Here is an 18,447-nt window from a genome sequence, read left to right as displayed (position 1 = left end):
AGCCCGGCAGGAACACAGCAGTCCATGTCCGACGGCAACAGCCGCGCCCGGGTCCCCGGAGCGGCTGGGATGGGAACCCGACCACGATGTCGCTAGCTCTCTGCGCGTTGTCGCACACGCCCGTCATGGGCGTCCACCAGCCGGCCGACGAGGTCGTCGCCCGGGTGGAGGCCGCCCTCGACGACGCCCGGGCCTTCGTGGCCGACGTCGATCCCGACCTCGTGGTCGTGTTCGCGCCCGACCACTACAACGGCTTCCTCTACGACCTGATGCCCTCGTTCTGCATCGGCGCCCAGGCGACCGCGATCGGCGACTACGGGACCTCGGCCGGGCCCCTGCCGGTCGACCGGGCCGCAGCGCGGTCCCTGGCCTCGGCCGTGCTGGACGCCGGCGTGGACGTGGCGTTCTCCGAGCGGATGACCGTCGACCACGGCTGCGCCCAACCCCTCGACCTGCTCTTCGGCGGCATCGACACGGTTCCCGTGGTGCCGGTGTTCATCAACTGCGTCGCCGAGCCGCTCGGACCGGTGAGCCGCGTCCGGCTGCTGGGCGAGGCCGTCGGCCGCGCCGCGGCCGCACTCGACCGCCGGGTGCTCCTGCTCGGCTCCGGCGGGCTGTCGCACGACCCGCCGGTCCCCCGGCTGACCGAGGCCCCGCCCGAGGTGGTCGAACGGCTGATCTCCGGGCGGAACCCCACGCCGGAGGAGCGGGCCGCGCGGCAGGACCGCGTCTTCGACGCGGCGCTGGCCTACGCGGCGGGAACGTCGGACCTCATGCCGCTCAACCCGGAGTGGGATCGGCGCTTCCTCGAGGTGCTCGGCGGCGGTGACCTCGCGCAGCTCGACTCGTGGAGCAACGAGTCCTTCGTCCAGGAGGCCGGGCACTCCTCCCACGAGGTGCGCACCTGGATCGCGGTCCACGCCGCCCTCGGTGCCATGGGGCCCTACGAGGTCCGCTCCACCTTCTACGAGGCGATCCCGGAGTGGATCGCCGGGTTCGGGGTCACCACCGCGGAGACCCGCGGCCGCTGAGCCGGCCGGACCGGCGGCCGGCCCTCCGTACGGGGCCGGCCGCCGCGGCTACAGCAGCCCGCGGTACAGGCCCCCGTCGACGGGGACCGCCGTCCCGGTGACGTAGCGGGCCGGCTCGGAGCAGAGGAACGCCACCACCGCGCCGAGGTCGGCCGGCTCGCCGACGGCCTTCGCCGGCACCTCCGCCGCCATGTCGGGCAGGCGGTCCCCCGCCCAGCTCTCCAGCCGCTCCGTCCGGTGCAGGCCGGGCTGGACGCTGTTCACCGTGACGCCGTCGGGCGCCACCTCCAGTGCCAGCGTCTTGAGGAACGCGGTCAGCCCGGAGCGGCCGGTGTTGGACAGGATCAGGTCGGGGAAGGGCTGGCGGACGCCGACCGACGTGATCGCCACGACCCGCCCCCAGCCGCGCGCCTGCATGCCGGGCACGGCCGCCTTGCACATCGCCACCCCGCTGAGCACGTGGTTCTGCAGCGCGGGGCCGTACTCCTCCAGCGCGGTGGACGCGAAGGTCCCGGCCGGCGTCCCCGGCACGTTCACGACCAGGATGTCGATCCCGCCCAGGACACGCTCGGCGCCCTCGACGAACCGCGTCGCGCCCTCCGGCGTGCTGACGTCGGCGACGATCGGCATGGCCGCTGCACCGATGCGGGCTGCGGCCTGCTCGACGCTGTCCCGCTGCCGACCGCAGATGGCGACCTGCACACCGGCGGCCGCCAGCGCCTGCGCCGTCGCGAAGCCCAGCCCACGGGTGGATGCGGCCACGGCTGCCCGCCTGCCGGCGATGCCCAGGTCCATGTCCTGCCTCTCTGCAGTGGTGCTGGTGCGGGCCCACCGGCGTCGGCGGGCATCCGGGTCACGGGAGCGTGGAGAGCAGGAAGTCCAGGTGCAGGGCGTTGAACCGGTCCGGTTGCTCGTAGTGCGGCCAGTGGCCGGCGTCCTCGATCAGCTCGAACCGGGAGCCCGGGATGGAGTCCGCCCAGAAGTGCCCCTCGGCGATCTCGCTCGTGGGGTCGTCGGTGGTCCACACCACCAGCGTCGGGGCCTGGATGCGCCCCAGCCGTTCCTCGGTCATGAGGTTCTCGGTACGGACGTCGAGGTCCTGCAGGACGAGGATGTTCCCGACGTTCCGCTTCATCTCCGGCTGCTGGTAGATGGCGTGCCGGATGGCGACCAGTTCGTCGGTCACGCTGGTCCCGGGGTGGGCCATCAGCCACTTGAGCCGCCGCCGGGTGCCGGCCGGGTCGCTGTTCTCCACCGCCGCGAGGGTCGAGGTGCGGATCTGGTTCATCACCTCGGGCTTCGCCACGGTCCCCCCGGGGGCGAGCAGCGACAGCGAGCGCACCCGGTCGGGGTGCTCCGCAGCCGCCCAGGCGGCGACCCAGCCGCCCAGGGACTGGCCCGCCAGGTGCGCACGTTCCACGCCGCAGGCGTCCAGGTACCCCAGCAGGTGCTCGACGTAGGTGGGGATCGTGTACGGACGGTCGGGCTTGCCGGTATACCCGTGGCCGAGCATGTCGATGGCGTGCACGGTGAAGTGCTCCGCGTGTGCGGCGATGTTGCGGCTGAAGCCGTCGAGGTGCCCGCTGGTGCCGTGCAGGAAGACCAACGGCGGGCCCGAGCCGGCCTGCAGGCTCCGCGTGGGCACCCCGCCGACGTCGACGGTGCTGACGCTGAACTCCAGCCCGGTGAGGTCCGTCCACACGGTCATCGGTGATCTCCAGATCTGGTCGGAGGCGACGTCGAGGGACCCGCGGCCACTCGAGGGGAAGGGCTCCGACGTCGCGTTCACTCCGCGGCCGCGGGCGGCCTGCCCCCTGCTGCGGTCAAGCTAGGCGGGGACGTCGCCATGGTCAAGTATTTTATACAACCAGACTCGACGGGCTTCCGACCAGGAGTTCCTCGCCGGCGCGTGGGTCGCAAACCGGTTGCGCAGGGCGGCCGGAGCCGGCGTTTTTCGGCTCGGACGGGGCGTCGGTCCACGGCTACCGTGCGCCCGACCCACCCCGACCAGCACCGTCGACAGGAGACACCGTGGTCAAGTCCTGGATGTTCGACATCTTCAACTACCCCTACGACAAGCGGGCGGAGAACTTCAGCCCGGAGCTCTGCTCGGAGCTGTACGACTGGCACTTCGACACCTGGGTCGGGGCCGAGGACCAGGGCTTCGACGGCATCTTCTTCAGCGAGCACCACTTCACCGCCTACACGGTGAGCCCGTCGCCGAACCTCCTCGTCGCGGCGGTGGCCGCGCGGACCAAGAACATCCGACTGGGCGTGATGGCCAACATCATCCCGTTCCACGAGCCACTGCGGCTCGCCGAAGAGGCGGCCATGCTCGACTACCTCACCCACGGCCGCCTCGAGGTGGGCATGGGCCGCGGCGTGGACGAGCTGGAGTTCTCCAAGGCCGGCATCCCGATGGAGGAGACGCGCCCCCGGTTCGAGGAGGGCATGCAGCTCATCCACGAGGCGTGGCGCAACCCGTCGTTCACCCACCACGGCCGCTTCTGGGACTACGACGACGTCGCGGTCTGGCCGAAGCCGATCCAGCAGCCGAACCCGCCGGTGTGGATCACCGCGCTCAGCCCGGCGACCACCGAGTGGGCCGGCACCCAGGGCTACAAGATGGCCCACACCTTCCTGCCGGTCCCGGACACCAAGGACATGTTCGACCGGTACCGCAAGGCCGCCCGCGAGGCCGGCAACTCGACGGCGCCCGACCGGGTCGCGGTGATGCGCAACATCTTCGTGGCCCCGACCGACGCCGAGGCCAACGACCTCGCCGAGCCGGCTCTGGACCACCTGTTCGGGCTCTTCCGCACGCACGCCATCTTCGAGGACCTCGACAACGTCCCGAAGGGCTACGAGTACTACCAGTCGTTCTTCCGGCCCTTCGTCCAGGACAACGTGAGCTGGAAGGACCTCAACGACGCCGGGATCATCTGCGTCGGCTCGCCGGAGACGGTCCGGGACAAGCTCGTCGCCCAGGCCGAGGAGCTCGAGTGTGGCAACATCATTGTCTGGGGCACCTTCGGCTCGCTCACCGAGCAGCAGACGAAGCGCTCGTACGACCTGTACTCCAAGAACGTCATCCCGGCGCTCAAGGGTCTGAAGCTCCCCGGTGAGGAGCCGAACGCCGGCTGAGCCTACGGAGCCCCGGGGCCCGCGCCGTCGCGGGCTCCGGGGCCATCCCGGTCAGCCGCCCGAGCGCAACGTGTCCGACGGGGAGCGGCCGTACTTGCGCCGGTAGGCCACGGCGAAACGGCCGAGGTGGCCGAAGCCCCAGCGCAGCGCCACGGCGGTCACCGTGGTGTGGGCGCCCCCGTCCGCCAGTTCCCGGTGCACCCGCTCCAGCCGGACGTCACGCAGGAACTCCATCGGGGACATCCCGACGTGGCTGTGGAACGCCGCCTGCAGGGTGCGGACGCTCACCCCGGCCGCATCGGCGAGGTCGGTCGTCGTCAGCGGGTCGTCGGGGCGCTCGACCATGAGGTCCATCGCCCGCCGGACGTGCCGCGGCCGGCTCGGCCCGGGCGGGGCGGCGAGGGCGTCGCAGTGGTCGTGCGGCTGGGCGGCCAGCAGTCCGCTCATGACGAAGTCCTCGACCTGGGCGACCATCAGCCGGCTGGAGAGCCAGCTCTCGGCGGTCGTGTCGAGCTCGGTCACGATGCTGCTCAGCAGGGACACGAAGCTGCGGACCGCCGGGCTCTCGTCGAGGGCGAAACGGAAGACGATCGACCGGCCACTGGGGCGGCCGACGGTGCGCTCGAAGTGCCGGTGCAGCGCCTGCTGGTCGATGCGGACCGCTACCTGGGCACAGTCGCTGCCCCAGCTCATCCGCCACCCCTCGTCCGGGGTGAAGACGACGCCCTCACCGCGGCGCGACTGGTCCACCTCGTCCCGTCCGCGCCACGACCGGACCGCGCCCCGGTGCAGGACGTTGAGGTGGTAGCACGGCCCCATGGCCCCGAGCCCGCCGATCTCGACGGGGGCGCCGTACCGCGAGTAGGCGAACGTGACCCGGTCGAGCTGGACGGCGTGCAGCCGGGCGGCCACCACTCCCGGGCCGGCGACGTCGACCTGGTGTGGCACGAAGACGTTCCCGATGCCGCGGCGGGCCTCGTCGAGGTCGCCGGACGCCAGCACGACATGGCGGGACAGCGGTTCCGTCCCGTGCCGACGACGACCGGCCGGCTGATCGCTCACCATCTCTCCGCTCCGAACCGCACGGCCGGTGCCCGGCCGCGGTGGACGGCGAGTCCCCGGGCGAGGAGGCTCGCCGTCCACCACAGCGTTCCGGTCCCCGGTCATCCCTCCTTCGTCAGCCAGTCGATGACCAGCTGGTTGAACGCCGCCCGCTGCTCCCACTGCGGCCAGTGCCCTGCCCCGTCGATGAACTCGAACCGACCGCCGGGGATCTTCTCGGCCATGTCCATGCCCACGCCGGCGGGGCCGGAGGGGTCGTCCGACGTCCAGATCACCATCGCCCCGTGGGGCACCGCCGCCAGCTCCTCGTCGGTGACGAGGTTCCGGCGACGGATCTCGGGGTCCTGCAGGCACAGCAGGTGTCGCATGGACTCGGCGAAACCGGGCCGGGCGTAAATGGCCCGGCGGATGGCCACCAATTCGTCAGTGACGGTTGCCGGGTCGGCCATCAGCCATTCCAGCCGGGCCCGGATGTTCGCATCACTGGGATCGTCCGCGGCCGCCTGGGAGAGGCTGCGGATCCGCTCCATCACCTCCGGGCGGGCCATCGTCCCGCCCGGGGTGTTGAGCACCAGACGCGCGGTCCGGTCGGGGTGGGCGGCGGCGAACTTCAACGCCACCCACCCGCCGAGGGACTCCCCGCTGAGGTGCGCCCTGGCCACGCCCAGGACGTCGAGCAGGCCGGCGAGGTGCTCGACGTAGTCGGGCAGCTCGAGGTTGCTCGTGGCGTGGGTGGTGTACCCGTGCCCCGGGTAGTCGTAGGCGATCACCCTGAAGTGCTCGGACAGCGGTCCGATGTTGTGGGCGTAGGCCTCCAGGTGGCCACCGGTGCCGGGCATCAGCACCAGCGGTTCCCCGGCGCCGGCCTGCAGGACGCGGGTGCGCCACGGACCGACGTCGATGTACTCCACGGTGTGCGGCACGTCGCCAAGGGCGACCCAGACGGGGGTGTCGCTCATGCGGTCGCGCCCTCCGTGGCGCCCAGCGCCTGGGTCACCTCGGCGGCCGTGGTGATCTCGGCGAGCAGCCCCATCGAGCCGACGGAGGCCTGGTGCGCCTCGAGGGTCCCGGCCGAACAACCGTCCTCGACCAGGATCGTGCGGTACCCGTGGTCGCTGGCACCGCGGACGGTCGCCTCGACCGAGGCATTGGTGGCCACGCCCGAGACGATGAGCGTGCTGACGCCCAACTCCTTCAGCAGGTCCTGCAGGGGGGAGTCGACGAACGGACCGACCCGCTGGTGGGTGACGACGTGGTCGCCGTCGGTCGGCGCGACCTCGGCGACGATCTCGGCCGAGGGGCTGCCGTCCTTGAGGCAGCCGAACTGCGCGACCATGCCCAGCAGCGGGGAGTTGGCGTGCAGGTCGGAGTAGTCGGGCTTCCACGCCACCCGCGTGTAGATCACCGGAACGCCGGCCGCCCGGGCCGCGGCGATCAGATCGGCATTGACGGCCACCACATCGCGGGCCACGACCTGCTCGTGGAAGAAGTCGGCGAAGGCGCCGCCGGCGCTGACGACGTCGTTCTGCAGGTGCACGGCCAGCAGTGCGGTGGTGCGGGGGTCGAGCTCCATGGGATTCCTCCTGGTGGGGTGGATCAGGGGCGGACGGATCGGGACGGGCAGGTCAGGCGCGGGCAAGGATGCTCTTGCCGATGTCGTTGATGTCGCGCTCTGCCGTGTAGGGGTTGGACAGGAAGACCTGCACCATGTCGGCCCCGGACTCCGTGATGAGCTGGGCCTTCTCCAGCAGCTCGTCGGGGCTGCCGTAGAGGCACCAGTAGTCGACGAGCTCCTTGGTGATCAGCGGCAGGTGCTTGGGGTCCAGGCCGCGCAGGTACTGCTTCCAGACGTCGAGGTAGTGCGGCCGGTCGACGGCGTTCGGGTCACCGAGGTAGGCCATCGCCGCCTCGTTGGTGGCGTTGACGATGTCGCCGCCGAGCTCGTCGACGTGCTGGTTCATGAACCCGATGTTCGTCAGGCAGGAACTGATCGGACCCGAGCCGAAGCCCTTCGAGATCCCGTCCTCCCAGGTCTCGCCGTTGCGCAGCTCGTAGAACCAGGTGACGGCGACGAGCTTCACCGAGCCGGCCGGGCGGCCCGCATCGGCGACCGCCTTGTCCAGCTCGCGGCGGACGAGCCCGATCATCTCGGGGTTCGGGCCGAGGCAGTAGACGATGGCGTCGGCGTAGCGGGCGGCCTCGTGCAGGCCCTTGGGGCCGCCGGCGGCCACCCAGATCGGCACCCGGTCCTTGATGTTGTACCAACCGGCGTCGGGGTCGAGGAACTCGATCTCGCGCTGCTCCCCCAGCCAGTCGTGGACGACCCGCTCCCCGTTCAGCAGCCCGCGGGAGACCTCGAGGGAATCGGTGAGCTCCTTGATCCGGGCGGTGCGGTGACCCATCGAGCGCAACGCGTTGTTGGCCGTGCCGATGCCGAGGAACGTGCGCCCCGGAGCGAGGGCGTTGAGCGTGGCGATCGAGTTGGCGGTCACCGGCGCGATCCGGGTCAGCGGGTTGGTGACCATCGTGCCCAGCTGGATGGTCGACGTCTGCTGGGAGGCGATGGCGAGGAACTGGTACGGGTCACTGAACAGCAGCGGCCCCTCACCGGCACCGAAGTGCGAGACGCCGAGGTCCTCGGCCTGTTTCACCATGCCGATCTGGTCGATCTTGGCGCACGTGCCGATGACGAAATCCACTGCTGCTCCTTTGCGGCTCCGGCTGGGCCGGATGTGGGTGGGGGGTGGTGCGGTCGCGCTCTGATGCGGTCGTGCTCTGGTGCGGTCAGGCCGGTCGTGCGGTGGTGATGGCGAACCCGGCGATCCACTCCGGGATCGGCTCGTAGAAGGACTGCGTGACGACGTAGGGACCGGCCGCGGCCAGCGCGGCGTAGGCCGCGATCGAGGTGCGTACCTCGTGCGAGGAGTGGCCGGCCTGCGTGACGAACGACTCGTTGCTCCACGAGTCGAGCTCCTCGAGCTCCCCGGACGCGAGGACGTCCAGCAGCGCCCGGTCCCACTCGGGGTTGAGCGGCTGCAGCGGCAGGGTGCCGGCGGCGAACTCCCGGGCAGCCGCAGTCACCCGCGTCTCCCGTTCGGCCCGCTGTTCGCGCGTCGGGTTGCGCCCGCTGATCAGCCGCTCGGCCACCTCGGGGGTGGCGCCGGCGAGGGCCGGCACCGGCGGGTCGTGGGACAGCCCACCGGAGCCGAGGAACAGCACCCGCTTGTCCAGCCCGGCGGCTGCCCGACCGAGCGCGGCCCCGAGGAGTCGGGCGCGGCTGACCGGGCCGAGCGGTTCGGCGACGCTGTTGATGAAGACCGGGACGGTCGGCACCGCCGCGATCCCACCGAAGAGCAGGGTCAGTGGCTGGGTGAAGCCGTGGTCGACGTGCATGCGCTCGGAGACGGCCACGTCGATGCCGGCCGCGAGCGCGGCCGAGGCGAGGAACTGCGCCAGGTCGCGGTCCACCCGCAGCGGGCCCTCCTCGTATCCGTAGTCCCCCACGGACCGGGCTTCGGTGCCGATGCAGAACGGCGGCATCATGTCGTAGAGGAAGCCGTTGTAGTGGTCCGGCGCGAGGACGACGACCACGTCCGGGGCGAAGTCGCCGATGAAGGCCCGGGCCTCGGCGAAGGCGGCCTCCACCCGGTCCCGGACGCCGGGAGCCGGCTCGTTGCGGGCCATCAGGGGCGAGTGGGAGACGGTGCACACCGCCAGGGACATCGGGTTCGCCTTCCGTGCGTCGGGGGTCGAGGTCATCACCAGGGGGCCGAGAGGAGCCATTCGGAGGGAGCGGTGGCCGTGACGCGCTCCCAGTCGGCGTCGGGCACGTCGAGGAAGGCGCCCTGGCTGTACAGCAGCGGCTCCCCCGGCGCGAGGTCCACCTGCCGCACCCTGCCGACGACGATCGCGTGGTCCCCGCCGTCCAGGACGCCGTGCAGATCGCACTGGATCTGCGCCAGCGCACCGTCGATCCGCGGGATCCCGTGCCGCCCCGGACGCACGGCCAGGTTCGCGAACCAGTCCTGGCCGGCCCGGGCGAAGGCGTACGCGACCTCCCGCTGGTCGTGGGCCAGCACGTTCACCGTGAAGCCGGGCCCCGAGGTCAGCGGATCGTGCATCCGGCGGTCCCGGCCGATGCACACGAGGACCAGCGGCGGGTCCAGGGACAGCGAGGCGAAGGCGCTGACGGTGCACCCGACGGGCTCGGCGTTCCCGGTCACCGTGGTGATCACGGTGACGCCGGTGGCGAACTGCCCCATCGCCCGGCGCATCAGCCCGGGGTCGACGTCGGCGTCCACCGTCATGGTCACGCCTCGGCCGCGCGGGACCGGACGGCAGCCACGGCGTCCCCGGGGTCGCCGGCCAGCTCGAGTGCCCGATCGACCAGGCGCCGGCAGTCGGTCTTGTCGTAGGTCAGGTAGTTCGCGGCGTAGAGGCGCACCGGGTCGCCGGCGTAGTACCGCTCGTACTGCAGGGCCCGTTGGCCGAAGCCGTCCCCGCAGAGGTCCCAGGCGAGCTTGTAGAGCCGGACCCGGTCGACCGCCGGCAACCCCTCCGCCCCGACGAAGTACTTCTCGATGTCGGGGGCGATCTCGCTGCCGAAGTCCTCGGCCGAGGGCATCATCAGCAGCCCGCCGGCTCCCAGTGTCTGCAACGTCTCCACCACCTTGGGATAGGCGGAGGACAGGTGCATGCGCAGGGTCTGCAACGCCTGGAACCGCGGCCGCACCGATCCGTTGGCGCCGACCTCGAACTCGGTCTCGGCCGCCACGATCAGCGCCCGGCAGGTCTCCACCGCGGCGATCGCCTCGCCGAGGGCCTTCTGCACGTGCAGGAAGCCGTCGGTCTTGACCGACTGGCACAACGCCATGGCCACTCCGGTGACGAACTGCATCTTCACCAGCCCGCGGACGCCGGTCTGGTGACCGGTGTGCTGGCGCAGGTTGGTGCGGCTGTACATCGCGTTGGCCAGCGCGACGTCGCCGTGCAGGAACACCCGGTCCCAGGGGACGAGTACGTCATCGAAGACGACCAGACAGTCGGCCTCCTCGAAGTGCGAGGAGAGCGGGTGGTCGAAGCTGTTGCGGCTGCCGTCGTCGTAGGGCTCGCGGGCGATCAGCCGCAACCCGGGGGCGTCGATCGGTACCGCGAAGACCGCGGCGTGCTTCTCGTCGCCCGGGCGCAGCCCCGGCAGGCTGTAGATGATCATCTCGTCGGCCATCGGCGCGAGGGTGGCCAGCATCCGGGCCCCGCGGACCACCAGACCGTCGCTGGTCTCCTCGACGACGCCCATGTGCAGGAAGGCGTCCTGCTGCTCCCCGGCCGAGCGCGACCTGTCGGTCTGCGGGGTGATCAGGGCGTGGGTGAGGAAGAGGTCGTTGTCCCGGACGTACTCGAAGTACGCCTGCACGTTGCGTGCGTACTGGGGGCCGAGCTCCTCGAACACGGCCGGCTCCTCGGCGAACGCCATCAGCGTGGTGTTCAGGAAGTCCGGCGAGCGGCCCATCAGACCGAGCGTCGCCTCCGACCACACCCGGAAGGCCTCGCGCCGGGCGACCAGGTCCTCGTAGGAGCGCGGCGGCACGAAGGCGATCCCGATCGGCCCGTCCGGCCCGGGGCGGGTGAGGACGGGGCCCAGTTCCGGGTCGCGCTGCATGTCGTAGAGGTGGGCGATCTGCTCGATCGGAGCGGCGAGGGCGGGATGGGTGGTGACGTCCTCGACCCGCGTACCGCGGATCCATACGTCGCGGGGCGTCTTGCGCAGCCGTTCGATGTACTGCGCACCCGTACGGATCGGCATGAACTGTCTCCCAACTGGCATGCTAGCGTTTCGCTGAACGTAGCGGCCGTCCTAATCCCACGCAAGCCTTGCGCGCGAAACGCGGAGCTGTCGGTCCGCAAGGGCACGCGCCGAGCTCTGTCGATGCGAGCCGTGATGAGCGATTACGCTTCGACCATGGCCGGTGACCCCACACATTCCAGCCCCGGCTCGCTCGACGACGTCTCAATGATGCCGGCGGTGGACCCCTACCTGCGGCGAGGGACGGCGGCCTATCGACAGATCAAGGAACAACTCCTCGACGGCCGCTGGACGGCCGGGGATCGGCTGTCGGTCGAGATGTTCAAGTCGGCGCTCGGCGTCAGCAAGCAACCGATCATGGAAGCCCTTCGTCGGTTGAGCGCAGACGGCCTCGTCGAGATCGTTCCGCAGGTGGGGTGCCGGGTTGCGTCCTACGGCCCGCAGGACGTCGGCGACTTCTTTACGCTCTTCGGGGCATTCGAAGGAGCCATCACCGCCGTCGCGGCCGAGCGCCGAACAGCAGCCGACCTGCTCGCCCTGGACGAAGTCCACGCCCGGATCGGTGACCTGTGCAGCGCGCAGGACACCGGCGCCCGCGCGCACGCCTATCGCGTCTTCAATCGTGAGTTCCACGGGGTCATTCACCGCATGGCCAGGTCGGACATGGTCGAGGAGATGAGCTTGCGCATGTGGGACCTCAGTGACTTCTTGATCAACACCGCCGGCATCCCCCAGCCCCTCAGCAGCGCACTCGACGACCGACACGCCGATCACGAGCAGATCCGCGTGGCTTTGGCGTCCGGAGATGCGGCGGGCGCCCGCGCCGCAATGGAGCGACACATCGTCGGCACATTGGCGGTCATCCAGTCCGAGGCCGACACGGAGGCCGTTCGCGCCGCCGGCAGCTGATCCCCCTACGGGTCCACCGACCCGATCCCGGGGGGTGTCCCGGATGTCGGCGCCCTGAGGTGCTCACTGCTGCTGGGTAACGCTGATGTCGGTGGTCAGTGACGAGATTGGGCTCGGGTCGATCCTGCGCTGCCGCCGGTAAGGGTGCGATGGGCCGGCCGATGCGGGCAACACCGGTCGCTGGCGGACGGGACGATCTACCGACATCGACGGGCCTCCCCTGGCGGGACCAGTCCGCGGGGGTCTGACCACCGAGACCCATGTGCTCGTCGATGGCAACGGGCTGCCGCTGGTCATCGCCGTGACACCCGGTCAGGCCAACGATTCCCCAGGGCTGCCACTACTGCTCGCGGAGCTGCGCGTTTCCCGCGTCGGTCCCGGTCGGCCCCGAACGGCCCCGGCGGCGTTGCGGGCGGACAAGGCCTACTCCGCGCGGGGGCACCGGCCCACGTGGGCTCCCGCCGGACGCCGTGGTCATCCCCGAGCCCTCCGACCAGATCCGGCACCGCAAGAACAAGGGCTCCCGCGGTGGCAGACCGGTCGACTTCGATACCGGTGACTACAAGAACCGCAACGTCGCCGAACGGGCCTTCAACCACTTCGAGAACTGGCGCGGCCTGGCGACCCGGTATGACAAACACGTCCCGTCTACCGAGGCGGCACGGTCCTGGCGGCGATCCTGCTCTTGGCTGGCCTGACTTCAAAGACATGCCCTAGCTCATGGGCCCTCGGTCGCCGCACGTCCGCTGGAGTGCCGCGGCAGTTGGCATCGCCGATTCGACAGACACCCGACGCAACACTTGTGGCGCGGGTCTCACCCGGCTACGGTCGGCACGCTAGCATGTCAGGAGGGGTCGATGAATCGTTCTCCATACCGTCCAGGGATCTCCGCGCCCACCGGTGCGCCCGAGGTCTCGCTGCCAAGCCTACGTCGCGGCGACCTCGCTGCTGCCGTCGCGGCGTTCCGGCGAGGCGAGCCGGTGCTGGTTGTCGACGACGAAAACCGGGAGAACGAAGGCGACCTGGTGGCCGCCGCCGAACTGATGACCCCGGAGCTGATGGCCTTCATCGTCCGACACACCGGCGGTGTGGTCTGTGTGTCGATGGACGCTGACCGACTGGCGGCGCTGCGGTTGCCGCAGATGGTTCAGGACACCGAGGACCCCAAGGGCACTGCGTTCACGGTCTCGGTCGACCTGCGCACCGGCATCTCGACCGGCATCTCGGCCGCCGACCGTGCCGCGACGGTGCGCGCGCTGGCTGATCCGTCTTCTACCGCCGAGGACTTTGTTCGGCCAGGGCACATCTTCCCGCTGCGTGCACGCCCGGGTGGCGTGCTGGAGCGCGCAGGCCACACCGAGGCCGCCGTCGACCTCAGCCGGCTGGCCGGGCTGCGCACCGCGGCAGTCATCTCCGAGGTCGTCAACGACGACGGTTCGATGGCCCGCCGTGGCGACCTCCGCCGGTTCGCGGTGCAGCACGATCTGCACCTGATCTCCGTCGACGATCTGGCCCGGCACCGGCGCGCCGCCGAACCGGTCGTGCGGCGCGCGGCCCAGACATCGCTGCCGACCGACCACGGGACGTTCCGGGCCTACTGCTACACCGGGACCGGCGATGCGGTGGAGCACATGGCCATGGTGATGGGTGACGTGCGGGACGGCCGGGACGTGCTCGTCCGGGTCCACTCGGAGTGCCTCACCGGCGACTTGTTCGGCTCGCACCGGTGCGACTGCGGTCAGCAACTGGACGCCGGACTGCGGCTCATCGCAGCGACCGGCCGGGGCGTCCTGGTCTACCTGCGGGGGCACGAAGGCCGCGGTATCGGGCTGGCGAACAAGATGCGCGCCTACGAACTGCAGGAGCAGGGGCTGGACACGCTGGATGCGAACCTGGCGTTGGGCTTGCCGGTCGACCTCCGCCGGTACGACGTCGCCGCCCAGGTCCTGATCGACCTCGGCGTCCGCTCGGTGCGGCTGATGACTAACAACCCCGACAAGAGCCGCGGTCTTGTCGAGCACGGCGTCGCAGTGAGCACGCGCGAGCCGATCGTCGTCGTACCCGGTCCGGCGAACGTCCGGTACCTGCGGGCCAAGCGCGACCGGCTCGGCCACGAACTGGGCGCACTCGACGAAGAGGTGCATGCCCTCCGCGGCGAGGCCGGCCTGACGTAGGCAGAGGCTGCAGGTCCGGACCGCTAACCCGTCGCAACCCCGCGGCAGCCGACCTCCGTCGGACGAATCCACCCCGCCGGCACCGCGCCGGCACCCCTACGAAGGGTTGACCCGAACCATGAGGCTTGGAAGTTTCCTGCTGCCCAGTGCGGCTGCGACGCCCGCTGAGTTCCGCAAGGGGTACGCCGGCGCGAACCCAAACTACTACCAGCGGGCGCTGTTCGAGAACAGTCAGATCATCAAGCAGATGGACGACCTGGGCTTCGACTTCGTGGCGTTCTCCGAGCACCACTTCCATCTCGAGGGCCTCGAGATGTCGAACAACCCGATCCTGCTGGGCGCTTGGGCGGCCGGCATCACCAGCCGGCTGCGCATCGGGCAGATGGCATCCGTGCTGCCCTCTCGGAACCCGATCCTCGTCGCCGAGGATCTGGCGATGCTCGACCATTTCAGCGGCGGCCGGATGTTCGCGGGCTTCGCCCGCGGTTACCAGTCCCGCCACGTGATGACCGTCGGCCAAAAGAACAACGCGTTCGCGACGTTCGCCACCGACCCGGACTACGCCGCGCACGACAAGGTCAACCGGGAGCTCTTCGAGGAGAGCTACGAGATCATCCGGGGCCTCTGGGAGAACCGCGAATACTCCTTCGAGGGAAAGCACTGGAACGTGCCCCCGGCGGGCATCTCCTGGGAGCACCCCGGCACCCAGAAGATGGCGCCGTCGACGGTCGACGCGGACGGGATGCTGCGCAAGATCGGGATCGCCCCGAACACGCTCCAGGATCCGTCCACCATCGAGTTGATGGTTCCGTTCACGCTGAGCCCCAACACGATCCGGTGGGCGGCTCAGGAGGCCGCCTGGCCGATCATCTTCAGCCCGATCAAGGAGATCGTCGACTCCTGCCTGGACGCCTACCACGAGGAGGCGCTGAAGCGGGATCCGAACATCAAGCGCGGCGAGAACGTCGGCCACTTCCGCGAGATCGTCGTGGCGGAGACCGACGAAGAGGCGTTCGAGATCGGTTCGAACGCCCTGGGCTTCATCTGGCCGGAGTGGCACGACTTCTTCGGCTTCAACGAGGCGCTGCGTTACCCGGGTGAGGAGGGGCCGATCCCGAACAACTACAGGGCGATGGTCGACCGCGGGTACTCGCTGACCGGCTCGGTCGACACTGTCGCCCGCAAACTCGAGCAGGTGATCGAGGATTTCGACACCGACCTGCTCGTGCTGTGGCAGGGCATCGGGCCGGCGTCCATCGACAAAATGCTGGCCAGCAACGAGTTGCTCGTCGACAAGGTGCTGCCCAAGCTCGGAATCACCCTGGAGCAGTTCAAGCCGACGCTGCGTCCCGAGTTCCAGACACCGATCTGGGACGAGACGCCCCCCGTCCGCTGAATCCCGCCCGCCGGGGGTGCCTCGACCAGAGTCATCCCCGGCGGCGGCGCGCTCCAGCGCGGTGTGCCGGGCTTCAACCCATCGTGGTGCGGGCCGCCCGGCGAGGGCCCGGCTCTCAGCCCACCTGTCCCGACACCCCGGCCGCTGTCGGGCCGGGCGGCGAGGACGCCGCCGACCGGCCGGGACTCAGCCAGCCGTCGGCCGCGGAAACCTCGACCGCCACGTCGACGAACCGCCGGACGGCGGCCCCGGCTCCCCGGCTCCAGTAGAGCTGGACGGGGATCAGCGTCTGCGGCTCGACCGCGCGCCACACGAACCCCTCTGGCAGGGGGTCGAACTGGGTCACGAACGCGACCGAGAACGCGCGGCCGGCCGCGATCTCCGCGCGGGCCGCCGGATCGCGGTGGAACAGCGCCGACGTCAGGTACTCGAACTCCTGGATCCGGCCCCGGAAGCCGTGTCCCCGGAAGGAGTCGACCACCTGGTCGAAGAAGTCCGGCGAGAATTGGCGGGGCCAGATGGCCAAGGTGCTGTTCGCCAGGTCCTCCATGGTCAGGAGGGGTCTGCCCGCCAGGGGATGCCGCTCCCCCAGCACCACCCCGATCGGCTCGTCCCGCAGCCGGACCGACTCGAGGTCCTCGTCCACGTGCGCGGGGCGGGCCATCCCGACGTCCACCCGTCCGGCCCTCACCGACTCGATGCTCTCCGTCTGCCACATCTCGACCATCTGCAGTGAGAGCCCGGGCCACTGCTCGTGCACAGCGGTGACCAGCCGGGGAAGGGTCTCGTTGACCAGGGTCGGGGTGTAGGAGACAACCAGCCGCCCGGTCTCGCCAGCGGCGGTGCGCCGGACCTCCTCGGCAGCCGAGGTCACCCGCTGCAGGATGGTGCGGGCGTGGTCGAGCAGCACCGCGCCGGCCTCACTGAGTTCCACCCGCCGCGTGGTGCGCCGGAAGAGCTGGACGCCGAGTTCGTGCTCGAGCTGCTGCACCTGGGCGCTCAGCGACTGCTGGACCATGTGCAGCTTGCGCGCCGCGCGGGAGAAGTTCAGCTCCTCGGCGACGGCGACGAACGCCCTCAGGTGCCGAAGTTCGAAGTTGTCAGCCACCGCATGCCCATTTCTCTGCCCAAACAGATTCACCAATCTAGTTGGTGAATCGACCAGAGAACAGTGTTTCCCAGGTCACATCCGCCGACCGTACGTTCGGTCCGTTCATGGTCACCTGAACCACCGGATGAGAGCAGGCACCGTGCAGCTGGTCAGCTACCGCCGTCGGGACGGCGCGGACTCTCCCCGCGTCGGGATCGCCGACGGCGAGCGGATCGTCGACCTCGTCGACGCGGCGGGGAGTCGCCCCGGTGGGCATCCCGTTCCCGGCTCGATGCTCGAGCTGCTCCGCCTCGGCGACGAGGGTCTCGACCTCGCCCGGAAGTGCCTGGACCGGGCGCGGGACACCGGCGAGTTCTCGGCACCTGCGAGCGAGGTCCGACTGCTCGCACCCCTCCCCCGCCCCAATTCGATGCGTGACTTCATGCTCGTCGAGGAGCACGTCAGGAACAGCTTCGGCAGTGTGCCGGCCGAGTGGTACCGACTGCCGATCCACTGGAAGGGCAATCCCGACACGGTCATCGGCCCGGACGATGAGGTCCCCTGGCCGCACTACACCGACAAGCTTGACTTCGAGCTCGAGGTGGCCGCGGTCCTGGGCAAGCGCGCCTTCCAGGTGACGCCGGAGCAGGCACTGGACTGCATCGTCGGCTACACGATCTTCAACGACTGGAGCGCCCGCGACATCCAGTTCCGCGAGATGGAGGTGCAGCTCGGGCCGGCCCTCGGCAAGGACTTCGCCACCACCCTGGGCCCGACGCTGACCACTGCGGACTCGATCGACATCTCCACCGCCCGCATGAGCGCTCGGGTCAACGGCGAGACCTGGTCCGAGGGCACTCTGGGCGCGATGGTCTTCAGCTTCGCCGAGGTCATCTCAACCCTGTCGGTGGACCAGCCACTGCAGCCCGGTGACGTCTTCGGCGGCGGCACCATCGGCCGCGGTTGCGGCCTGGAGATGGACCGCTGGATCGCACCCGGCGACGTCGTCGAGCTGGAGGTCACCGGCATCGGCGTCCTGCGCAACACCGTCGGCCAGAAGCGGCTGGCACCCGGCTACGGCATCGACCTCGTCCGTACGACGGCCTGAGCCGTCCCCCTGCTGCACGTACCGGACTGCCGCCCGGCAGACCGGCTCCCCCGCAACACGACGGAGACGCGCATGACCGAAGTGATCCTGCAGGTCTATCCCACGCTCGGTGACGAGCAGGAGATGGCCGCCCGCCGCCCGATCGGACGGGACAACGACGCCTACCAGCGGATGCTCGAGAGCCTTGTCGAGCTCGTCAAGGCCGCCGACGACCTCGGCTACTGGGGCATCACCCACGTCGAGCACCACATGCACTCCGAGGGCATGGAGATCTCGCCGTCCCCCCTGATGCTCAACCTCTACCTCGGGCAGCACACCAAGCGGCTCCGCCACGGTCAGCTCGGGCTGGTGCTCCCCGCGCACGACCCGATCCGGCTGGCCGAAGAGATCGCCATGGTGGACCACATGCTCAAGGGCCGGCTGTTCGTCGGCATGGCGCGCGGCTACCAGGCGCGCTGGCAGAACATCCTGTGTCAGCGGTTCGGCGTGACGTCGACGGCGTCGGACATGAGCGACGCCGACCAGCGCAACCGGCTGCTCTTCTCCGAGAACTTCAAGATCATGAAGAAGGCGTGGGCCGAGCCGCTGCTGCAGTACGACGGCCCGACCTACCAGGTGCCGTTCCCGATCGAGGGCATCCCGAACTGGCCGCCGGCCGACACGATCACCCGCCCGTACGGCCAGCCCGGCGAGGTCGACGAGCACGGCACGATCAAGGGCGTCAGCGTGG

General features: G+C 70.2%; 19 protein-coding genes. 9 read left to right on the top strand and 10 right to left on the bottom strand.

The window, feature by feature from the left end; translation table 11 throughout:
- The first annotated feature begins 86 nt into the window (after nt 1–86).
- Complete coding sequence (locus tag BM142_RS23415) at nt 87–1,031, top strand: 3-carboxyethylcatechol 2,3-dioxygenase (RefSeq protein WP_092203839.1); 945 nt, start codon at nt 87–89, stop codon at nt 1,029–1,031.
- Between the two features lie 48 nt (nt 1,032–1,079).
- Here BM142_RS23415 and BM142_RS23410 read toward each other — a convergent pair whose 3' ends face one another.
- Entirely contained in the window at nt 1,080–1,826 is a 747-nt protein-coding gene (locus BM142_RS23410; protein WP_092203837.1) for an SDR family oxidoreductase, read from the bottom strand.
- 58 nt (nt 1,827–1,884) lie between these two features.
- The gene (locus BM142_RS23405; protein WP_092203835.1) at nt 1,885–2,739 is read right to left on the bottom strand and encodes an alpha/beta fold hydrolase; all 855 of its coding nucleotides are present in this window, start codon (nt 2,737–2,739) and stop codon (nt 1,885–1,887) included.
- A gap of 323 nt (nt 2,740–3,062) precedes the next feature.
- On the opposite strand from BM142_RS23405, the gene BM142_RS23400 reads away from it, so the two are divergent.
- Nucleotides 3,063–4,175 carry an LLM class flavin-dependent oxidoreductase gene (locus BM142_RS23400; protein WP_092203833.1) on the top strand — a complete coding sequence of 371 codons (1,113 nt, stop codon included), beginning with the start codon at nt 3,063–3,065 and terminating at the stop codon, nt 4,173–4,175.
- 51 nt (nt 4,176–4,226) lie between these two features.
- Here the strand turns inward: BM142_RS23400 and BM142_RS23395 are convergent, their stop codons facing one another.
- From BM142_RS23395 to hpaB, 7 genes are all read right to left on the bottom strand, one after another.
- Complete coding sequence (locus BM142_RS23395) at nt 4,227–5,237, bottom strand: AraC family transcriptional regulator (protein WP_175527427.1); 1,011 nt, start codon at nt 5,235–5,237, stop codon at nt 4,227–4,229.
- A 101-nt stretch (nt 5,238–5,338) separates the two neighbouring features.
- Nucleotides 5,339–6,196: an alpha/beta fold hydrolase gene (locus BM142_RS23390; RefSeq protein ID WP_092203830.1), complete on the bottom strand. Its 858-nt coding sequence runs from the start codon at nt 6,194–6,196 to the stop codon at nt 5,339–5,341.
- On the bottom strand, nt 6,193–6,810 hold the full coding sequence (locus tag BM142_RS23385) for a cysteine hydrolase family protein (RefSeq protein WP_092203828.1): 618 nt from the start codon (nt 6,808–6,810) through the stop codon (nt 6,193–6,195). The genes BM142_RS23390 and BM142_RS23385 overlap by 4 nt, the downstream gene beginning before the upstream one ends.
- Before the next feature lie 52 nt (nt 6,811–6,862).
- Nucleotides 6,863–7,936, bottom strand: a complete 1,074-nt coding sequence (locus BM142_RS23380) for an LLM class flavin-dependent oxidoreductase (protein WP_092203826.1) — start codon at nt 7,934–7,936, stop codon at nt 6,863–6,865.
- Nucleotides 7,937–8,021: 85 nt separating this feature from the next.
- Nucleotides 8,022–8,960, bottom strand: coding sequence for a 3-carboxyethylcatechol 2,3-dioxygenase (locus BM142_RS23375; RefSeq protein WP_092203859.1), 939 nt, complete (start codon nt 8,958–8,960; stop codon nt 8,022–8,024).
- Between the two features lie 35 nt (nt 8,961–8,995).
- On the bottom strand, nt 8,996–9,544 hold the full coding sequence (locus BM142_RS23370; protein ID WP_092203824.1) for a flavin reductase family protein: 549 nt from the start codon (nt 9,542–9,544) through the stop codon (nt 8,996–8,998).
- Between the two features lie 2 nt (nt 9,545–9,546).
- Complete coding sequence (gene hpaB, locus BM142_RS23365) at nt 9,547–11,040, bottom strand: 4-hydroxyphenylacetate 3-monooxygenase, oxygenase component (protein ID WP_092203822.1); 1,494 nt, start codon at nt 11,038–11,040, stop codon at nt 9,547–9,549.
- A 156-nt stretch (nt 11,041–11,196) separates the two neighbouring features.
- On the opposite strand from hpaB, the gene BM142_RS23360 reads away from it, so the two are divergent.
- The 5 genes from BM142_RS23360 (at nt 11,197) to BM142_RS23345 (ending at nt 15,519) form a co-directional block, all read left to right on the top strand.
- Entirely contained in the window at nt 11,197–11,949 is a 753-nt protein-coding gene (locus BM142_RS23360; RefSeq protein WP_092203857.1) for a GntR family transcriptional regulator, read from the top strand.
- A 262-nt stretch (nt 11,950–12,211) separates the two neighbouring features.
- Nucleotides 12,212–12,508, top strand: a complete 297-nt coding sequence (locus BM142_RS25725; protein WP_175527426.1) for a transposase — start codon at nt 12,212–12,214, stop codon at nt 12,506–12,508.
- Complete coding sequence (locus BM142_RS24780) at nt 12,420–12,647, top strand: transposase (protein ID WP_175527425.1); 228 nt, start codon at nt 12,420–12,422, stop codon at nt 12,645–12,647. The genes BM142_RS25725 and BM142_RS24780 overlap by 89 nt, the downstream gene beginning before the upstream one ends.
- Nucleotides 12,648–12,749: 102 nt before the next feature.
- Nucleotides 12,750–14,123 (top strand): bifunctional 3,4-dihydroxy-2-butanone-4-phosphate synthase/GTP cyclohydrolase II, encoded by a 1,374-nt coding sequence (locus BM142_RS23350; RefSeq protein WP_254791204.1) that lies wholly within the window; start codon nt 12,750–12,752, stop codon nt 14,121–14,123.
- A 118-nt stretch (nt 14,124–14,241) separates the two neighbouring features.
- On the top strand, nt 14,242–15,519 hold the full coding sequence (locus BM142_RS23345; RefSeq protein WP_092203816.1) for an LLM class flavin-dependent oxidoreductase: 1,278 nt from the start codon (nt 14,242–14,244) through the stop codon (nt 15,517–15,519).
- Nucleotides 15,520–15,634: 115 nt separating this feature from the next.
- On the opposite strand, the gene BM142_RS23340 is transcribed toward BM142_RS23345, so the two are convergent.
- Nucleotides 15,635–16,627, bottom strand: coding sequence for a LysR family transcriptional regulator (locus BM142_RS23340; protein ID WP_092203814.1), 993 nt, complete (start codon nt 16,625–16,627; stop codon nt 15,635–15,637).
- 127 nt (nt 16,628–16,754) lie between these two features.
- On the opposite strand from BM142_RS23340, the gene BM142_RS23335 reads away from it, so the two are divergent.
- Together BM142_RS23335 and BM142_RS23330 are read left to right on the top strand one after the other, a co-directional pair.
- Entirely contained in the window at nt 16,755–17,717 is a 963-nt protein-coding gene (locus BM142_RS23335) for a fumarylacetoacetate hydrolase family protein (RefSeq protein ID WP_254791202.1), read from the top strand.
- 72 nt (nt 17,718–17,789) lie between these two features.
- Nucleotides 17,790–18,447 (top strand): LLM class flavin-dependent oxidoreductase (locus BM142_RS23330; protein ID WP_139229000.1); only part of this gene is annotated, 658 nt, incomplete at its 3' end.

It is taken from the genome of Blastococcus tunisiensis, assembly GCF_900112815.1.
GTDB lineage: Bacteria > Actinomycetota > Actinomycetes > Mycobacteriales > Geodermatophilaceae > Blastococcus_B > Blastococcus_B tunisiensis.
Note: the sequence above shows the minus strand (reverse complement) of the source record. Positions and strands in the feature narration are given on the sequence as shown.

Bases quoted from the DNA above. Each gene is read 5' to 3' on its own strand.
- BM142_RS23360 (WP_092203857.1), top strand. From the start codon at position 11,197: ATGGCCGGTGACCCCACACATTCCAGCCCCGGCTCGCTCGACGACGTC.
- BM142_RS23335 (WP_254791202.1), top strand. From the start codon at position 16,755: ATGAGAGCAGGCACCGTGCAGCTGGTCAGCTACCGCCGTCGGGACGGC.
- BM142_RS23385 (WP_092203828.1), bottom strand. From the start codon at position 6,810: ATGGAGCTCGACCCCCGCACCACCGCACTGCTGGCCGTGCACCTGCAG.
- hpaB (WP_092203822.1), bottom strand. From the start codon at position 11,040: ATGCCGATCCGTACGGGTGCGCAGTACATCGAACGGCTGCGCAAGACG.
- BM142_RS23370 (WP_092203824.1), bottom strand. From the start codon at position 9,544: ATGACGGTGGACGCCGACGTCGACCCCGGGCTGATGCGCCGGGCGATG.
- BM142_RS23390 (WP_092203830.1), bottom strand. From the start codon at position 6,196: ATGAGCGACACCCCCGTCTGGGTCGCCCTTGGCGACGTGCCGCACACC.
- BM142_RS23410 (WP_092203837.1), bottom strand. From the start codon at position 1,826: ATGGACCTGGGCATCGCCGGCAGGCGGGCAGCCGTGGCCGCATCCACC.
- BM142_RS23375 (WP_092203859.1), bottom strand. From the start codon at position 8,960: ATGTCCCTGGCGGTGTGCACCGTCTCCCACTCGCCCCTGATGGCCCGC.
- BM142_RS23405 (WP_092203835.1), bottom strand. From the start codon at position 2,739: ATGACCGTGTGGACGGACCTCACCGGGCTGGAGTTCAGCGTCAGCACC.
- BM142_RS23345 (WP_092203816.1), top strand. From the start codon at position 14,242: ATGAGGCTTGGAAGTTTCCTGCTGCCCAGTGCGGCTGCGACGCCCGCT.
- BM142_RS23415 (WP_092203839.1), top strand. From the start codon at position 87: ATGTCGCTAGCTCTCTGCGCGTTGTCGCACACGCCCGTCATGGGCGTC.